At 68.8% G+C, this 16,490-nt stretch carries 16 protein-coding genes; 15 read left to right on the top strand and 1 reads right to left on the bottom strand.

The genetic code is table 11. The features are described 5' to 3' along the window. Positions 1-228: 228 nt before the first annotated feature. From AC3WOH_RS24010 to AC3WOH_RS23995, 4 genes are read left to right on the top strand one after another with little or no spacing between them, the layout of a single operon-like run. Entirely contained in the window at positions 229-705 is a 477-nt protein-coding gene (locus AC3WOH_RS24010) for a Spy/CpxP family protein refolding chaperone (RefSeq protein ID WP_492231837.1), read from the top strand. Positions 706-721: 16 nt separating this feature from the next. After that, positions 722-1,021: a hypothetical protein gene (locus AC3WOH_RS24005; RefSeq protein ID WP_184863849.1), complete on the top strand. Its 300-nt coding sequence runs from the start codon at positions 722-724 to the stop codon at positions 1,019-1,021. Positions 1,022-1,038: 17 nt separating this feature from the next. Beyond that, positions 1,039-1,731, top strand: coding sequence for a response regulator transcription factor (locus AC3WOH_RS24000; RefSeq protein WP_184863847.1), 693 nt, complete (start codon positions 1,039-1,041; stop codon positions 1,729-1,731). Then, positions 1,728-3,221 (top strand): HAMP domain-containing sensor histidine kinase, encoded by a 1,494-nt coding sequence (locus AC3WOH_RS23995; protein WP_492231836.1) that lies wholly within the window; start codon positions 1,728-1,730, stop codon positions 3,219-3,221. Before AC3WOH_RS24000 ends, AC3WOH_RS23995 begins: the two co-directional genes overlap by 4 nt. A 1-nt stretch (position 3,222) precedes the next feature. Here the strand turns inward: AC3WOH_RS23995 and AC3WOH_RS23990 are convergent, their stop codons facing one another. Further along, entirely contained in the window at positions 3,223-4,155 is a 933-nt protein-coding gene (locus tag AC3WOH_RS23990; RefSeq protein ID WP_492231835.1) for a LysR substrate-binding domain-containing protein, read from the bottom strand. A gap of 96 nt (positions 4,156-4,251) precedes the next feature. On the opposite strand from AC3WOH_RS23990, the gene AC3WOH_RS23985 reads away from it, so the two are divergent. The 11 genes from AC3WOH_RS23985 (at position 4,252) to hutI (ending at position 16,488) form a co-directional block, all read left to right on the top strand. Beyond that, positions 4,252-5,475, top strand: a complete 1,224-nt coding sequence (locus tag AC3WOH_RS23985; protein ID WP_492231834.1) for a CaiB/BaiF CoA transferase family protein — start codon at positions 4,252-4,254, stop codon at positions 5,473-5,475. Positions 5,476-5,495: 20 nt separating this feature from the next. Then, positions 5,496-6,644, top strand: a complete 1,149-nt coding sequence (locus AC3WOH_RS23980; RefSeq protein ID WP_492231833.1) for an acyl-CoA dehydrogenase family protein — start codon at positions 5,496-5,498, stop codon at positions 6,642-6,644. A 298-nt stretch (positions 6,645-6,942) separates the two neighbouring features. Next, positions 6,943-7,908: an ABC transporter substrate-binding protein gene (locus tag AC3WOH_RS23975; protein ID WP_184863837.1), complete on the top strand. Its 966-nt coding sequence runs from the start codon at positions 6,943-6,945 to the stop codon at positions 7,906-7,908. Positions 7,909-7,933: 25 nt separating this feature from the next. Beyond that, positions 7,934-8,770 carry an ABC transporter permease gene (locus tag AC3WOH_RS23970; RefSeq protein ID WP_184863835.1) on the top strand — a complete coding sequence of 279 codons (837 nt, stop codon included), beginning with the start codon at positions 7,934-7,936 and terminating at the stop codon, positions 8,768-8,770. Then, positions 8,767-9,549, top strand: coding sequence for an ABC transporter ATP-binding protein (locus tag AC3WOH_RS23965; protein WP_184863833.1), 783 nt, complete (start codon positions 8,767-8,769; stop codon positions 9,547-9,549). Before AC3WOH_RS23970 ends, AC3WOH_RS23965 begins: the two co-directional genes overlap by 4 nt. A gap of 23 nt (positions 9,550-9,572) precedes the next feature. Next, the gene (gene hutC, locus AC3WOH_RS23960; RefSeq protein ID WP_492231832.1) at positions 9,573-10,367 is read left to right on the top strand and encodes a histidine utilization transcriptional repressor HutC; all 795 of its coding nucleotides are present in this window, start codon (positions 9,573-9,575) and stop codon (positions 10,365-10,367) included. A gap of 62 nt (positions 10,368-10,429) precedes the next feature. Beyond that, positions 10,430-12,004 carry a histidine ammonia-lyase gene (gene hutH / locus AC3WOH_RS23955; protein ID WP_492231831.1) on the top strand — a complete coding sequence of 525 codons (1,575 nt, stop codon included), beginning with the start codon at positions 10,430-10,432 and terminating at the stop codon, positions 12,002-12,004. Between the two features lie 51 nt (positions 12,005-12,055). Next, positions 12,056-13,789, top strand: a complete 1,734-nt coding sequence (gene hutU, locus AC3WOH_RS23950) for a urocanate hydratase (protein ID WP_492231830.1) — start codon at positions 12,056-12,058, stop codon at positions 13,787-13,789. Between the two features lie 26 nt (positions 13,790-13,815). Then, positions 13,816-14,571 (top strand): IclR family transcriptional regulator, encoded by a 756-nt coding sequence (locus AC3WOH_RS23945; protein WP_492231829.1) that lies wholly within the window; start codon positions 13,816-13,818, stop codon positions 14,569-14,571. 67 nt (positions 14,572-14,638) lie between these two features. After that, on the top strand, positions 14,639-15,214 hold the full coding sequence (locus AC3WOH_RS23940) for a HutD/Ves family protein (RefSeq protein ID WP_492231828.1): 576 nt from the start codon (positions 14,639-14,641) through the stop codon (positions 15,212-15,214). An 11-nt stretch (positions 15,215-15,225) separates the two neighbouring features. Next, entirely contained in the window at positions 15,226-16,488 is a 1,263-nt protein-coding gene (gene hutI, locus AC3WOH_RS23935) for an imidazolonepropionase (protein ID WP_492231827.1), read from the top strand. Positions 16,489-16,490 lie beyond the last annotated feature (2 nt).

The raw sequence follows: 16,490 nt of genomic DNA, 5'->3' as shown, positions 1-16,490 counted from the left end.
GCTGTTTCTTTGCCTACTTTCTTTTTGCGCAAAAAGAAAGTAGGTGCGCCGCCGGGCGCACATCCCGGCTCCCGCCCTCGGCAAAAGCATGCAGCAGGCACGGAAAGCACGGGGGGGAGTCCCATAGATACATTCTGAAATAAACCGAAACTGCCCCGAGACCCCCCCAAACCCGCCCAGGCGCACCATAAGACCCATGTTCAACACCGTCCATGAAAGGACTGCACCATGAAACCCTGGATCCAAAAAACCCTGGCCGGCGTGTTCGGCGCCACCATCGTCCTGGGCGGTCTGACCGCGTGCGCAGGCGGCCACCACCGCGGCGAGATGGGCCCCGAGAAGATCGCCGAGATCCGCGGCAAGGTCGTCAACCGGGTGAGCAGCAAGCTGGACCTCGATGACGCGCAAAAGGCCAAGCTCAATGCCCTGGCCGATACCCTGCAGGCCCAGCGTGCCGCGTTCAAGGGCAAGACGCCCGACCCGCGCGCCGAGGCGAAGGCCATTGTCGCGGGCGAGAAATTCGACCGCGCACGCGCCCAGGCCCTGATGGAAGAGAAGACCCGCGCCGTGCAGACCGCCAGCCCTGAGGTGATCGCGGCCATGGCCGATTTCTACGACAGCCTGAACCCCGCGCAGCAGCAGAAGGTGCGCGAGATGATGGACCGGCGCGGCCGCCACGGTGGCGGTTGGATGTCCCGCGGCTGAGCGCAGGGAGCCACGCATGTCCCCTGCACTGCAACCCATCCACACGCTGACCGAGCGCGTGCGCCTGCATGGCCCCCAATTGCTGGCGGGCCTGCCGGACCCCCACGACGAACTGATGTCGCTGGTCTGGGGCCCCCGGTTCGACCGCGAGCATGCCATGGGCCTGCTGGCGCGGCAGCCCGAGCACGCGGCCCTGACGCTGCCCGCCTTGCTCGATGCGGCCGACCGCTTCGACGCCCTGCACACCGGCGCCAAGCACCGCCTGCGCCAGCTGATCGTGCGCCACCGCGCCCTGGGCGGTGCCCTGGACAGCTGACCTTCTTAGAATCGGCCATGCACCGGATCCTGCTCATCGATGACGACGCCCAGCTCGGCCCTCCGCTGGCGGTCTATTTCCAGCGCTTCGAGCTGGAGCTCACGCATGCCCTCAGGCCCAGCGAGGGGCTGGCACAGCTCTCGGCGGGCGGCTTTGATGCCGCCATCCTGGACGTGATGCTGCCCGAGATGGACGGCTTCGAACTGTGCCGCACCATCCGCAAGCAGGGGGACCTGCCCATTGTCATGCTCACCGCGCGCGGCGACGTGATGGACCGGGTGGTGGGGCTGGAGCTGGGTGCCGACGATTACCTGCCCAAGCCGTTCGAACCGCGCGAATTGGTTGCGCGCTTGCAGACGGTGCTGCGCCGGCGGCGCAGCGACGGGCCGGGCCATGGGCAGGGCCAGGGGCCGCTGGAGTTCGAGGGCCTGCACATCGACGCCGCGCGCCGCAGCGTGCTGCGCCAGGGCGTGGCGGTGGAGCTGACCGGCACCGAGTTTGATCTTTTGCATCTGCTGGCGCGCGAGCCGGGCCGCGTGTTCAGCCGCGACGACATCCTGAACCAGCTGCGCGGCCACGAGGCCGAGCTCTACACCCGTGCGGTGGACATCGTGGTCAGCCGCCTGCGCAAGAAGCTCGAGCCGCTCGACTGCATCAAGACGCTGCGCAACGCGGGCTATTCGCTGGCCCTGAGAAAGGCAGCACCATGAGGCGCTGGGGGCAGCAACGCGGCGCCGCTGATGTGACTGGCGCATCGCCGCCTCCAGGCGGGCGGCGGGGCTGGTGGCGCCACCACCATCGCCACCATGGCGAGGATGGCCAGCCCTGTCCCTGGCACCGGCGCGCACGCGATGCGGTCGGGCACTCGCTGCGCATCCGCCTGGTGCTGCTGTTCCTGGTGCTGGCCTGCATGACCACCATCACCTTCGTGGGTGGGGTGCAAAAGGCCTTGTCGGTCGGCTGGCGCGAGGCGGCGCGGCCGCTGCTCATGGACTATGTGGACCGCCTGACCGGCGAGATCGGTACCCCGCCGAGCGTGGAGCGCGCCCAGGCCATCGTGCAGCGCCTGCCCATCCACCTGCGCATCGAGGGCCCCACCGTGAACTGGGTCTCGCACCCCGACATCCAGCGCCCGGACTGGATGCGCGACCGCAACCCGCGCAACCCCAAGGAGCGCTGGCTCGACGATGGTGACGAGGGCCACCGCCTGCTGCAGCGCACCACGGCCGATGGCCACTTCATCGAATTCGGCCTGAACGCCATGACCTGGGAGCAAAAGCCCCGGGTGGCGTGGGTCACGCTGTCGGTGCTGCTGCTGCTCACCGGGCTGTCGTATGTCTATGTGCGCCACCTGCTGCGCCCGCTCGACGACATCCGCCGCGGGGCCCGGCGTTTCGGTGAGGGGGATTTTGGCGAGCCCATTCCCGTGCGCCACGCCCACCGGCCCGATGAGCTGGGCCAGCTGGCGGCCACCATCAACACCATGGGCGAGGACATCCACCAGATGCTGGAGGCCAAGCGCGCCCTGTTGCTGGCCATGAGCCATGAGCTGCGCAGCCCGCTCACGCGCGCCCGCCTGAACACCGAGCTGCTGCCCGAGAACCCCGATGTCGTGCCCCAGCGCGATGCGCTGATGCGCGACCTGGGCGAGATGGCGCACCTGATCTCCGACCTGCTGGAGAGCGAGCGCCTGGCGGGCCGGCACGCGGCCCTGCACCGCGAGCCGACCAACCTGCCCGAACTGGCGCGCGAGGTGATCACCGAGCTGGAGGCGCGGCACGACTGCGCCGGCGACATCGTGGTCATCGCCGACCCGGCCCTGCCCGTGCTGGCGCTGGACCGCGGGCGCCTACGCCTGGTGCTGCGCAACCTGCTGGACAACAGCCTGCGCCACTGCGAGGCCACGGCATTGCCACCCGAGCTGCACCTGCGCAGCAACCCCACGGGGGTGGAACTCGAGGTGCGCGACCATGGCCCCGGCGTGCCGCCCGAGCACCTGGCGCGCATGGCGCAGGCCTTCTACCGGCCCGACGTGGCGCGCCAGCGTGCCACCGGCGGCGTGGGCCTGGGCCTGTACCTGTGCCGCCTGGTGGCGCAGGCGCATGGCGGGCAGTTCGAGCTGCGCAATGCCTCGCCGGGTCTGTCGGTGCGCATTACCCTGCCGGCCGAGCCTGCACAGGTGGCACCCACCAAGGGCTGAACTACCGGGAGGCCGATCCCGGCGCGGTCATGGCATCGCGCTGCTGGGCGAAGGCAGCCTTGGCGATGCGCGCGAACAGCGCCGAGCGTGGGTTCTCGTGCCCCTGTTGACCGGGCGTGGCCAATACCACCGACTGCGGGGTAAGCGGCCCGCGCAGGCGCCGGCAGGCCACGCGCTTGCCGTCGTAGCTCCAGTCGCGCACCGGCCGTGTGGTGAGCAGCGACACCCCCAGGCCATTGGCCACCAGCGAGCGCACCATCTCGATCGACGGTGTCTCGTGCGCGATGCGCGGCGCCACGCCGGCCTGGCGAAACAGCGAAAGGAAATACTCGCGGCTGTGCGGCAGGTTGATCAGGATGAAGGGTTCCTGCGCCAGCGTGGACAGCGCGAGGCTGCTGCGTGCCGCCAGCGCATGGCCTGCTGGCAGCAGCGCATAGGGCACGAAGGAGGTGACGGCCTCCAGGCGCACGGCGCGCGCCAGGCCCAGGTCGTAGAGCAGTGCGGTGTCCAGGGCCCCGCGCTCCAACTGCTGCACCAGCGTCTCGGTGTCGGCCTCGTGCACTTCGATCTCCACCAGCGGGTGCCTGGCGCGCATGCGCACCAGGATCTCGGGCAGGTAGCGCGGCGCCAGGGTGGCGAGGCAGCCCACGCGCAGCAGGCCGGCCTCTTCCTCGCGCCGCGGGCCTTCGAGCGCGCGCGCCTTCTCCAGCAGCGCCTGGGCCTCGCGCTGGCGCTGCCGGCCCGCGGCCGTGAGGTCCAGGCCCCGCGCGTGGCGGCGCACGAAGAGCACCTCGTTCCACAGCGATTCCAGGTCGGCAATCGCCTTGGAGATGGAGGGCTGCGACACGCTGAGCGCGTGCGCGGCCCGCGCGGCCCCGCCGTGCTGGGCCGCGGCCACAAAGTATTCGAGCTGGCGCAGGCTGATATTGATCAAGATGGTTGATCCATTGCATCAAGATTGAATATTTTATTTTGATGCAGAGATGGGCAACCATGGGGGCTCTTGCCTACTTCCATGGAGATCCCTGCGATGACCGCAACCACCCGCCCGCTCGACGGCGTGCGCATCCTCGACTTCAGCCGCGTGCTCGCGGGCCCGCTGTCCACGGCGCTGCTGGCCGACCTGGGCGCCGAGGTCATCAAGGTCGAACCGCCCACGGGCGACGACTACCGCCACATCGGCCCCATGCGCGAGGGCATGAGCAGCCTGTTCACGGCGCTCAACCGCAACAAGAAGAGCCTGGTGCTCGACCTCAAGCACCCCGGTGCCGCGCAGGCCATCGCCGCCCTGGCCGCCACGGCCGACGTGGTGGTGGAGAACTTCCGCCCTGGCGTGGCCGAGCGCCTGGGCGTGGGGCCCGAGGCGCTGCGCCGCGTAAACCCGAGGCTGGTCTATGTGAGCGTGTCGGGCTTTGGCCAGACCGGGCCGCTGGCCCACCTGCCGGCCTACGACATCATCGTGCAGGCCATGAGCGGGCTGATGGAGTCCACGGGCGAGCCGGGTGGTGCACCCACCATGGTGGGCGAGGCCGTGTCCGATGTGATTGCCGGCCTGTTCGCATCGTGGGCCACGCTGGCCGCGCTGCTGCAGCAGCGCCGCACCGGATTGGGCCAGCATGTGGATGTGGCCATGTTCGATGCCACGCTGGCCTTTCTCGTCACCGGTGTAGGCCGCTACCTCTTCACCGGCCAGAGCCCGCGGCGCAGCGGCAACCGGCATGCGTTCTCGGCGCCGTTCGGCGTGTACCGTGCGCAGGACGGGCATTTCGCCCTGGCCGTGCTCAACCACAAGCTGTTCGCCGCGCTCGCACAGCTTATCGGCCAGCCTGGCTTTGCTGCGGATGCGCGCTTTGCCAGCGACGAACTGCGCCATGCCAACGAGCCCGTGCTGGCCGCCGCCATCGAGGCCTGGGCCAGGCAACGGCCGGTGGCCGAGGTGGTGGCCGCGTTGGAGGCGGCGGGCGTGCCCGGTGGCCCGCTGTGGACCACGGCCCAGGCGCTCGAATCCGAGCAGGGCAGGGCGCGCGGCCTGCTGTGCGAGGTGCACGACCCGCGCCTGCCCGGCCTGCGCGTGCCCACCCAGCCCGTCAAGTTCGGCGGCGCGGCGCCCAATCGGGCCGAGCCCGCGCCTGCGTTGGGTGAGCACACCGATGAACTCATGGCCGCGCTGCTGCACTGTGGCGGCGAGCGGCTGGCCGCGTTGCGCGAGGCCGGGCTGTTCGGCCCGGCGCCCGCCTCTGTCCCATCCCATTGAATCCCAAGGAGCTTTTTGCCATGACCACCAACCACCGTCTGGGTGTGACCCCTGAGGACCAGGGCGTTGCCGACGCCGTGGCCCGCTTTGCCCGCGAGGTGCTGGCGCCGCGCGCCCGCGAGATCGACGAGGCGGGCCTGTCCGTCACCTGCCATGTGCCGCAACTGGCCGCCCTGGGCGTGATGGGCATGAACCTGCCCGAGCACCTGGGCGGTGCCGGTGTCACGCCCACGGCCATGCTGCTGTCGCTGGTGGAGGTATCGCGCGCCTGCGCGGCCACCTCGTCGATGATCGGCGCCCACTACCTGGGCACCGACGCGCTGCTCATCGGCGGCAGCGCCGAGCAGCACCAGCGCTTTCTGCCGCGCGCGGCCAGCGGCGAATGGCTGGCGGGCTTTGCGCTCACCGAGCCGCGCGGTGGCTCGCACCCGGCCGACATGCGCACGCGGGCCGTGCGCGAGGGCAATCATTACCGTATCGACGGCGTCAAGCACTTCATCTCCAACGCCCGCGAGGCGCAGTTCCTCGTGGTCTTTGCCAAGACCGACCCCGAGGCCGGGGCGCGTGGCGTGAGCGCCTTCGTGGTCGAGGCAGGCACCCCGGGCATCAGCGTGTCTTCGCCCGAGAAGCTCATGGGCATCCAGGGCGCGCATGCCTTCGAGGTCGCATTCGATGGCGTGCGCGTGCCGGCGGCCCACCTGCTGGGCGCGGAGGGCTCGGGCTTCAAGATCGCGATGAAGGTGCTGGACAACAGCCGCCTGGACGTGGCCGCCACGGCCCTTGGCATTGCCGAGGCGGCGATCGCCGACGCCACGCGCTGGATGAAGGAGCGCCTGGTCGGCGGCGAGCCCATCGCTGGCAAGCAGGGCCTGCAGTGGATGCTGGCGGACATGAAGCTCAGGCTGGAGGCTTCCTGGGGCCTGACCCTGCAGGCCCTGGCGTTGCGCCAGGCGGGTCAGCCCTTCACGCTGCAGTCGGCCATGGCCAAGCTGCATGCCTCCGAGATGGTGGGCTTTGTCGCCGATGCGGCGCTGCAGATCCATGGCGGTTATGGCTACACGCGCGAGATGCCGCTGGAGCGCTATGTGCGCGATGCGCGCATCCTGCGCATCTACGAGGGTTCTTCGGAAGTGCAGCGCAACATCATTGCGCGCACCCTGCTGGGCTGATGGCCTGTCGTGCACCTTTCTGGTGCAAATTGGTGGGCCGGTACTGGCCCGCAATTTGCTAAATTCCCGGGCCGGTGAAGCACCGGCCAGCGCCCCGAGCGGGCCCGACCATGGGATGGCCCTCCGGGCGTTCCCAAGAGACGGGAAGCGGGGCGGTTTCTTGGGCCCTGGAGGTCGGTTTCCTAGCGTTAACCCTGTATAGACAGGTACGATAGAGCCACCATCATCGGCACCAGGAAGCACGGCCTGCTTCCCTCCGGATGAACAAAAGTACTTTTTTCCCCTACAGGAGCTGATGATGAGCCGAACGGTTGTGAAGATGGCGTCGCTGGCAGCGGCGGTTGCATGTGTGGTGGGGCTGGCCGCACCGGCCCAGGCCCAGGAAACCAAGATTGCCCTGGGCATGTCCGGCTGGACGGGCTTTGCCCCGCTGACGCTGGCAGACAAGGCCGGCATCTTCAAGAAGAACGGTCTGGACGTGGAACTGAAAATGATCCCCCAGAAGGACCGCCACCTGGCGCTGGCCTCCAAGGCCATCCAGTGCGCGGCCACCACGGTGGAGACCCATGTGGCCTGGAACACCAACGGCGTGCCCATCGTGCAGATCTTCCAGATGGACAAGTCCTACGGCGCCGACGGCCTGGCCGTGCGCAACGACGTCAAGAGCTTCGCCGACCTCAAGGGCAAGTCCATCGGCGTGAGCGCGCCGGGCACGGCCCCGTACTTCGGCCTGGCCTGGATGCTGTCCAAGAACGGCATGAGCCTCAAGGATGTGAAGATCGTCTCGCTGGAACCCCAGCCCGCCGCCCAGGCCTTCGTGTCGGGCCAGAACGACGGTGCCATGACCTACGAGCCTTACCTGTCCACCGTGCGCGCCAACCCCGCCGCTGGCAAGATCCTGGCCACGACCATCGACTACCCCATGGTGATGGACACCGTGGGCTGCGACCCCACCTGGCTCAAGGCCAACGCCAAGGCCGCGCAGGCGCTGACCAACTCGTACTTCGAGGCGCTGGAGATGATCAAGGCCGACCCCGTCAAGTCCAACGAGATCATGGGCGCGGCCGTCAAGCAGACGGGCGAGGCCTTTGCCAAGTCGTCGGCCTTCCTGCGCTGGCAGGACAAGGCGGCCAACCAGAAGTTCTTTGCGGGTGAGCTCAGCGCCTTCATGAAGGACGCAGGTGCCATCCTGCTCGAAGCCGGTGTGATCCGCAAGGCGCCCGAGAACTTCCCTGCGATGTTCGACGACAGCTTCATCAAGTAAGCCATAACCACCAAAGGATAGAACCATGAGTCGCGTGATGGGTGTTGCACCTTCGCTGGAGCCAGAGCGGCCGCGCCGCCGGGCCCTGGCCCCGCTAGAACCTGTGAGCACCCGCACGCGGCTGGTCCTGGGAGTGGCGTTTTTCATCCTGTTCTTCGCCGTCTGGGCCGTGTTCACGTTGGGGGGCTTCGTGTCGCCCACGTTCCTGGCCAGCCCCATCACCATGGCCAAGGAAGGCTGGCTGCTGTTCACCGAGTTCGGCTTTCTGCACGACATCGGCATGACCGTGTGGCGCGTGCTGGGCGGCTTCATCCTGGCGGCGGTCATCGCCGTGCCCCTGGGCATTGCGATGGGTGCGCACAAGGGGGTGGAGGCCTTCCTCGAACCCTTCGTGTCCTTCTGCCGCTACCTGCCGGCCTCGGCCTTCATTCCGTTGCTCATCCTGTGGGCGGGCCTGGGCGAGCTGCAAAAGCTGCTGGTGATCTTCATCGGCTCGGTGTTCCAGATCATCCTGATGGTGGCCGTCATCGTGGGCAATGCCCGCAAGGACCTGGTGGAGGCCGCCTACACGCTGGGCTCCAGCCCCACGGGCATCGTGCGCCGCGTGCTGATCCCCGGTGCCGCGCCCGACATCGCCGAGACCCTGCGCCTGGTGCTGGGCTGGGCCTGGACCTACGTGATCGTGGCCGAGCTGATCGGCTCGTCCTCGGGCATCGGCCACATGATCACCGACAGCCAGGCGCTGCTCAACACCGGCCAGATCATCTTCGGCATCATCATCATCGGCCTCATCGGGCTGGTGTCGGACACCGTCTTCAAATTCGTCAACCGCCGTCTGTTTGCCTGGAGTGCCCTGCGATGAGCCCGCTGCTGTCCATCCAAGGTGTCTCGCGCACCTTCGTCAGCCCCAAGGGGCAGACCACCCAGGCCCTGCTGCCCGTGGACTTCGATGTCGCCGAGAACGACTTCGTGACCATCCTGGGCCCCTCGGGCTGCGGCAAGTCGACCATGCTGCGCATCGTGGCCGGGCTCGACCATCCCACCTCGGGCCGCGTGCTGCTGGGCGGCCGCCCCGTGGAAGGGCCGGGCGCCGACCGCGGCATGGTGTTCCAGAGCTACACGCTGTTCCCCTGGCTCACCATCGAGCAGAACATCCGCTTCGGCCTGCGCGAGCGCGGCATGCCCGAGGCGCAGCAAAAGGAGCGCGCTGCCTACTTCATCGCCAAGGTGGGGCTGCGCGGTTTCGAGCAGCACTTTCCCAAGCAGCTGTCGGGCGGCATGCAGCAGCGCACGGCGATTGCCCGCGCGCTGGCCAACGACCCCAAGATTTTGCTCATGGACGAGCCCTTCGGTGCGCTGGACAACCAGACCCGCGTGCTCATGCAGGAGCTGCTCTTGGGCATTTGGGAGGCCGAGCGCAAGACCGTGATGTTCGTGACCCACGACATCGACGAAGCCATCTTCATGGCCAACCGCGTCGCCGTGTTCAGCGCGCGCCCGGGCCGCATCAAGACCGAGCTGGCCGTGGACCTGCCGCACCCGCGCCACTACACGATCAAGACCTCGCCCGAGTTCATGGACCTCAAGGCGCGCCTCACGGAAGAGATCCGCGCCGAATCCATGGCCGCGGACGCCCACTGAGCCGGCCCATTCGACCGTTCACCATGCCCGCTGCCTCCCCCGCCCGCGCACCCCGTTCCAAGGCTTCGCCGCCCCCCGCGGTGCAGCCCGAAACGTCTGCGCTGGCGCTGTACCAGCAGATCAAGGACCACATCGCGCGCAAGATCCAGGACGGCTCCTGGAAGGCCGGCGACCGCCTGCCGTCCGAGAACGACCTGGTGACCCAGTTCGGCATGTCGCGCATGACCGTGAACCGCGCGCTGCGCGAGCTGGCCGAGCAGGGCCGCATCGTGCGCGTGGCCGGCGTGGGCAGCTTCGTGGCCGAGGACAAGCCCCAGTCCACGCTGCTGCAGATCGCCAACCTGGCCAGCGAGATCCGCCAGCGCGGGCACGACTACCGCTGCAAGGTGCTCACGGTGGAGCGCGTCTCGGCCACCATGGAAGTGGCTGCAGCACTGGACATGCGCACCGGCGAGTCGGTGTTCCACGCTGTCTGCGTGCACCTGGAGGACGGGCTGCCCGTGCAGCTCGAAGACCGCTATGTGAACCCGCGTGTCGTGCCGCAGTTCGCGCAGCAGGATTTCACGCTGCTGCAGCCCTCCGAGTTCCTGGTGCGCAACGTGCCCTTCGACCAGGTCGAGCATGTGGTGGACGCCGTGCTGCCCACCATCGACCAGGCCCAGCTGCTGGAGATGGACCCGGCCCAGCCCTGCCTGCTGCTCACGCGGCGCACCTGGAGCCGCGGTGTGCCCGTGACCATGGTGCGCTGCCTGCACCCCTCGTCGCGCTACCGATTGGGCAGCCGCTTCCGAGCGGACGGCAACCCCGTTTTCGAGTGAGGTCTGCCCTGGCAGCCTTCCATTTTTTCGCTTGTGCCAACTTGTATATACAGGACTAACCAATGACCACTGCAAACTCCAACACCCTGGTGCTGCGCCCCGGCCACGTGAGCCTGGCCGAACTGCGGCGCGTGAGCGCCGGCGGCCTGCGCCTGTCGCTCGACCCTGCGGCCCTGGCCGGCATGCAGGAATCCGAAGCCACGGTGCAGCGCATCGTCGACGAGGACCAGGTGGTCTACGGCATCAACACCGGTTTCGGCAAGCTGGCCAGCACCAAAATCGCCCATGACCGCCTGGCCGAGCTGCAGCGCAACCTGGTGCTCTCGCACAGCGTGGGCACGGGCGAGGCGCTGCCCGACCCGGTGGTGCGCATGGTGCTGGCCACCAAGGCCGTGAGCCTGGCGCGCGGCCACTCGGGCGTGCGCCCCGCGCTGGTCGATGCACTGCTGGCCCTGGCCAATGCCGACGTGCTGCCCGTGATCCCGGCCAAGGGCTCGGTCGGCGCCTCGGGCGACCTGGCGCCGCTGGCCCACCTGGCCTGCGTGCTGATCGGCGAGGGCCAGGCCAAGGTCGATGGCAAGGTGGTCTCGGGCCGTGAGGCCATGGCCGCCGTGGGCCTGGCGCCCTTCGTGCTGGGCCCCAAGGAAGGGCTGGCGCTGCTCAACGGCACCCAGGTCTCCACCGCGCTGGCGCTGGCCGGTTTGTTCGGTGCCGAAAGCGTGCTGGCCGCCGGCCTGACCTCGGGCGCGCTGTCGCTCGAAGCCATCAAGGGCTCGGTCAAGCCTTTCGACGCGCGCATCCATGAGGCGCGTGGCCAGGCCGGGCAGATCGCCGTGGCGGCCGCCGTGCGCGCGCTGCTCGAAGGCAGCGAGATCGACCCCTCGCACCCCCACTGCGGCCGCGTGCAGGACACGTATTCCATCCGCTGCGTGCCCCAGGTCATGGGCGCCTGCCTGGACAACCTCACGCATGCCGCGCGCGTGCTGCGCATCGAGGCCAATGCCGCGTCGGACAACCCGCTGGTCTTCACCGACACGGGCGAGGTGATCTCGGGCGGCAACTTCCATGCCGAACCGGTGGCCTTTGCCGCCGACATCATCGCGCTGGCGGTGTCCGAGATCGGCGCGATCTCCGAGCGCCGCCTGGCGCTGCTGCTCGATACGGGCCTGTCGGGCCTGCCGGCCTTTTTGATCCGCGACAGCGGCGTGAACTCGGGCTTCATGATCGCCCAGGTCACGGCCGCCGCGCTCGCCGCCGAGAACCAGTGCCTGGCCCACCCGAGCAGCGTGACCAGCCTGCCCACCTCGGCCAACCAGGAAGACCATGTCTCCATGGCCACCTACGGCGCGCGCCGCCTGGCCGACATGGTGCGCAACACCGCAGTCATCGTGGGCATCGAGGCCATGGCTGCGGCCCAGGGCATCGACTTCGAGCGCGTGCCCGCGCCGGGCGCTGCATCCACCCCGTGGCTCAAGAGTTCGGCGCTGGTCGAGGCGCAGCTCGCCGCCATCCGCCAGCGCGTGGCCTTCCTGGAGCAGGACCGCTACCTGGCCCCCGACATCGAAGCCATGCGCCTGTGGGCGCTGGAATCGGCCTGGCCCACGGCGCTGACCCAGTGCCTGCCCAGCCATATCTGAGTTTTTCCCTATCCCTCCGTTTTCTTCGCACCCATTGACCAGGAGATCACCATGAACGCCAACGACGCCATCATCGCTGCCGCCTCCGCTGCCTCTGCCGCCGACCCCCGCCACGACGCCTCGCGCGTGATCCGCGCGCCGCGCGGCGCCGAACTCACCTGCAAGAACTGGCTCTCCGAAGCCGCCTACCGCATGATCCAGAACAACCTGGACCCCGAGGTGGCCGAGCGCCCGCAGGACCTGGTGGTCTACGGCGGCATCGGCCGCGCTGCGCGCAACTGGGAGTGCTTCGACCAGATCCTGGCCTCGCTCAAGGACCTCAACGAGGACGAGACCCTGCTCGTGCAGTCGGGCAAGCCCGTGGGCGTGTTCAAGACCCACGCCAACGCACCGCGCGTGCTGCTGGCCAACTCCAACCTGGTCCCCAAGTGGGCCAACTGGGAGCATTTCAACGAACTGGACCAGAAGGGCCTGTTCATGTACGGCCAGATGACGGCCGGCAGCTGGATCTACATCGGCAGCCAGGGCATCGTGCAGGGCACCTTCGAGACCTTTGTCGAAGCCGGCCGCCAGCACTACGGCAACGACCTGTCGGGCAAGTGGATCCTGACCGCCGGCCTGGGCGGCATGGGCGGCGCCCAGCCCCTGGCCGCTACGCTGGCTGGCGCCGTGTCGCTCAACATCGAGTGCCAGCAAAGCAGCATCGACTTCCGCCTGCGCACGCGCTATGTGGACAAGCAGGCCAAGGACATCGATGACGCCATCGCCCTGATCCAGCACCACACCGAGCGCAAGGAAGCCGTCTCCATCGCCCTGCTGGGCAATGCGGCCGATGTGCTGCCCGAGCTGGTGCGCCGTGCCAAGGCCGGCGGCATCAAGCCCGACCTGGTGACCGACCAGACCTCGGCCCATGACCTGGTCAACGGCTACCTGCCCAGCGGCTGGACCGTGCCCGAGTGGCAGGCCGCCATGAAGGACCCGGCGCGCCACGCTGCCTTGAAGGCCGCCGCCGCCAAGAGCTGCGCCGTGCACGTGCAGGCCATGCTCGACTTCCAGGCCATGGGCATTCCCACGGTGGACTACGGCAACAACATCCGCCAGGTGGCCTTCGACGAAGGCGTGAAGAACGCCTTCGACTTCCCCGGCTTTGTGCCGGCCTACATCCGCCCCCTGTTCTGCGAAGGCAAGGGCCCGTTCCGCTGGGTGGCGCTCTCGGGTGATCCGGAAGACATCTACAAGACCGACGCCAAGATCAAGGAGCTGTTCCCCAACAACAAGCACACGCACCGCTGGCTGGACATGGCGCGCGAGCGCATCAGCTTCCAGGGCCTGCCCGCGCGCATCTGCTGGCTGGGCCTGGGCGAGCGCCATCTGGCGGGCCTGGCCTTCAACGAGATGGTGAAAAACGGCGAGCTCAAGGCCCCCATCGTGATCGGCCGCGACCACCTGGACACGGGCTCCGTGGCCAGCCCCAACCGCGAAACCGAAAGCATGAAGGACGGTACCGACGCCGTGAGCGACTGGCCGCTGCTCAACGCGCTGCTCAACACCTCGGGCGGCGCCACCTGGGTCAGCCTGCACCATGGCGGCGGCGTGGGCATGGGCTACTCGCAGCATTCGGGCATGGTCATCGTGGCCGACGGCACCGATGCCGCGGCCGAGCGCCTGGCGCGCGTGCTGGTCAACGACAGCGGCAGCGGCGTGATGCGCCATGCCGACGCCGGCTACGACCTGGCCGTGGCTACCGCCAAGAAGCAGGGCCTGAAGCTGCCCATGGTGCGCTGATCGATCCCTCGAAGAGCGACGACACCATGCCCCACAGTGCGCCACCGAACACCGCGGCCGTGCCCACGGCCGACCGCGTGCTGCAGGTGCTGGCCGTGCTGGCCCAGCAGGGCAAGGCCCTGTCTGCCGCCGAGCTCATGGAGCGCACGGGCCTGGCGCGCAGCACGCTGTACCGCCAGCTGGCGCGCCTCAAGCGCTGGGGCTTCGTGCTGGAGAGCGATGGCTTCTACGCGCCCGGGCCGCTGAGCCTGCAGCTCGCGCTGGGCTTCGATCTGGCCTCGCACCTGGTGCGCCAGGCCCGGCCCGACATGGTGGACCTGGCCCAGCAGTCGCAGGAAAGCGTGGGCCTGATCGTGGCCGTGAACGACCAGGCCATCTGCCTGGACATGGTGGAAAGCCAGCATTCGCTGCGCTGCTCGTTCGAGAAGGGGCGCAGCGTGCCCCTGCGCGCGGGCGCTTCGGCCAAGTGCGTGCTGGCCCACCTGCCCGAGGGCGTGCGCTCCGCCGTGCTCGACGGGTTGTGGGGCGCGGGCACGCCCGAGCGCCAGGCCGCGCAGCAGGAGACCGATGCCATCCGCAAGGCCGGCTTTGCCACGAGTGCGGGCGAGGTGGACGCGGGCGTCTGGGGCTGCAGCGTGCCCCTGTTCGGTGCCTCGCGCCAGTCCGTGGGTGCCATCACGCTGATGGCACCGATCGTGCGTGCCAGCGGCCAGGAAGAGGCCCTGATCCGCATGGCCGTGGTGGCCGCGGCGCGCATTTCGCGCCAATTGGTATTGCATTGACTGAGAGCGATTTTTCGATGAGAGCGATGGTTTCTGTGCTGGCTGTTCCGGCAAGGGGGTATTGAACATGGTGCAATTCTTTGACCTGGCCTCCACCCCCAGCGTGCCCTGGAAGAACGGTGGCGGCAGCACGCGCGAGCTGGCCTGCTGGCCGCAGGGCGCGGGCATGGATGGCTTCGAGTGGCGCGTGAGCGTGGCCACGATTGCCGCGCCGGGGCCGTTCTCGGCCTTTCCGGGCGTGGACCGGCAGATCATGCTGCTCGACGGCGATGGCGTGCACCTGCGCTCGGACGATGGGCAGCTTGACCACGACCTCGACCAGCCTTGGCAGCCGCTGGCCTTCAAGGGCGACGTGCGGGTGGACTGCTCCATGCTGGGCGGCACCTCGACCGACTTCAACCTCATGGTGCGCCGGGGCCGCTGGCACGGCGGCCTGCAGGTGACCGGCCATGCGCGCGTGGCCGGCCGCGCGCGTGCCGGCCTGTGCATGGTGCTGCGCGGCCGCTGGCGCTGCGGTGAGGAAGTGCTGGAGCCTGGCCAGGGCCTGTGGTGGAGCGATGGCACCGCCGAAAATGCGCTGGAACCTTTGGATGCCGATCCCGCACTGGCCTGGATCGACCTGGACATGGAACCCTCCGACTGACCTGCTTGCCCATGACAACCACCACCATTCCCTCCCCTCAAAGCCATCCCTCTGCCGATGGCATCTGGATTGGCCTGCGCCCGGCCCCTGGCCTGTGCGTGCCCGATGTGCCCGTGCCCGAAGGCGTGGCCACCTGCGTGGTGGTGCAGGGCGGCACTGTGCAATGGGTGGGGCCGGAAGGGGCCTGGCCCGCGGCCTGGAATGCCCTGCCGCGCTTCAACGCGCGGAGCGCCCTGGCCACCCCCGGCCTGGTGGACTGCCATACGCACCTGGTCTATGGCGGCCAGCGTGCCAACGAGTTCGCCATGCGCCTGGCAGGTGCTACCTACGAAGAGGTGGCCAAGGCGGGTGGTGGCATCGTCTCGTCGGTGCGCGCCACGCGCGAAGCCAGCGAGGATGAACTTTTTACCCTGGCCCTGCCGCGCCTGCAGGCGCTGCTGGACGAGGGTGTATGCGCCATCGAGATCAAGTCGGGCTACGGCCTGGCGCTGGAGCATGAACGCAAGCAACTGCGCGTGGCGCGCCGCCTGGGCGAGGCGCTGGGCGTAACGGTGTGCACCACCTTCCTGGGCGCGCATGCGCTGCCGCCCGAGTATGCGGGCCGCAGCCAGGACTACATCGATCTGGTGTGCAATGAGATGCTGCCCGCGCTGGCCGCCGAGGGCCTGGTGGATGCGGTGGATGTGTTCTGCGAACGCATCGCCTTCACGCTGGCCGAGACGGAGCAGGTGTTCCAGGCCGCGCAGCGGCTGGGCATTCCCGTCAAGCTGCATGCCGAGCAGCTGTCGGACATGGGGGGCTCTGCACTGGCCGCACGCTATGGCGCGCTCTCGTGCGACCACATCGAGCACCTCTCGCAAGAGGGCATCGATGCCATGAAGCAGGCGGGCACCGTGGCCGTGCTGCTGCCCGGCGCCTACTACACGCTGCGCGACACCCATCTGCCGCCCATCGCCGCGCTGCGCGAGGCCGGCGTGCCCATGGCCGTGTCCACCGACCACAACCCCGGCACCTCGCCTGCCTTGAGCCTGCTGCTCATGGCCAACATGGCCTGCACCTTGTTCCGCCTGACCGTGCCCGAGGCGCTGGCCGGCATCACCGTGCATGCCGCGCGTGCGCTGGGGCTGCAGGACACGCATGGCCTCATCGCATCGGGCCGGCCGGCCAATTTCGTGCTCTGGCCGTTTGCCGAGGCAGCGGAGCTGGCCTACTGGTTCGGCCACAAGCCCGCGCGCACCATCGTGCGCCAGGGGCTCATCGTGAAGCAGGGCTGACG

The sequence above is a fragment of the Acidovorax sp. FW305-C-20-28 genome (assembly GCF_058783375.1).
Note: the sequence above shows the minus strand (reverse complement) of the source record. Positions and strands in the feature narration are given on the sequence as shown.

Coding starts and splice junctions, on each gene's coding strand:
- AC3WOH_RS24000 (WP_184863847.1), top strand. CDS start 1,039: ATGCACCGGATCCTGCTCATCGATGACGACGCCCAGCTCGGCCCTCCG.
- AC3WOH_RS23980 (WP_492231833.1), top strand. CDS start 5,496: ATGACCACCAACCACCGTCTGGGTGTGACCCCTGAGGACCAGGGCGTT.
- AC3WOH_RS23945 (WP_492231829.1), top strand. CDS start 13,816: ATGCCCCACAGTGCGCCACCGAACACCGCGGCCGTGCCCACGGCCGAC.
- hutU (WP_492231830.1), top strand. CDS start 12,056: ATGAACGCCAACGACGCCATCATCGCTGCCGCCTCCGCTGCCTCTGCC.
- hutC (WP_492231832.1), top strand. CDS start 9,573: ATGCCCGCTGCCTCCCCCGCCCGCGCACCCCGTTCCAAGGCTTCGCCG.
- AC3WOH_RS24010 (WP_492231837.1), top strand. CDS start 229: ATGAAACCCTGGATCCAAAAAACCCTGGCCGGCGTGTTCGGCGCCACC.
- AC3WOH_RS23965 (WP_184863833.1), top strand. CDS start 8,767: ATGAGCCCGCTGCTGTCCATCCAAGGTGTCTCGCGCACCTTCGTCAGC.
- AC3WOH_RS23995 (WP_492231836.1), top strand. CDS start 1,728: ATGAGGCGCTGGGGGCAGCAACGCGGCGCCGCTGATGTGACTGGCGCA.
- hutH (WP_492231831.1), top strand. CDS start 10,430: ATGACCACTGCAAACTCCAACACCCTGGTGCTGCGCCCCGGCCACGTG.
- AC3WOH_RS23975 (WP_184863837.1), top strand. CDS start 6,943: ATGAGCCGAACGGTTGTGAAGATGGCGTCGCTGGCAGCGGCGGTTGCA.
- AC3WOH_RS23970 (WP_184863835.1), top strand. CDS start 7,934: ATGAGTCGCGTGATGGGTGTTGCACCTTCGCTGGAGCCAGAGCGGCCG.
- AC3WOH_RS24005 (WP_184863849.1), top strand. CDS start 722: ATGTCCCCTGCACTGCAACCCATCCACACGCTGACCGAGCGCGTGCGC.
- hutI (WP_492231827.1), top strand. CDS start 15,226: ATGACAACCACCACCATTCCCTCCCCTCAAAGCCATCCCTCTGCCGAT.
- AC3WOH_RS23985 (WP_492231834.1), top strand. CDS start 4,252: ATGACCGCAACCACCCGCCCGCTCGACGGCGTGCGCATCCTCGACTTC.
- AC3WOH_RS23940 (WP_492231828.1), top strand. CDS start 14,639: ATGGTGCAATTCTTTGACCTGGCCTCCACCCCCAGCGTGCCCTGGAAG.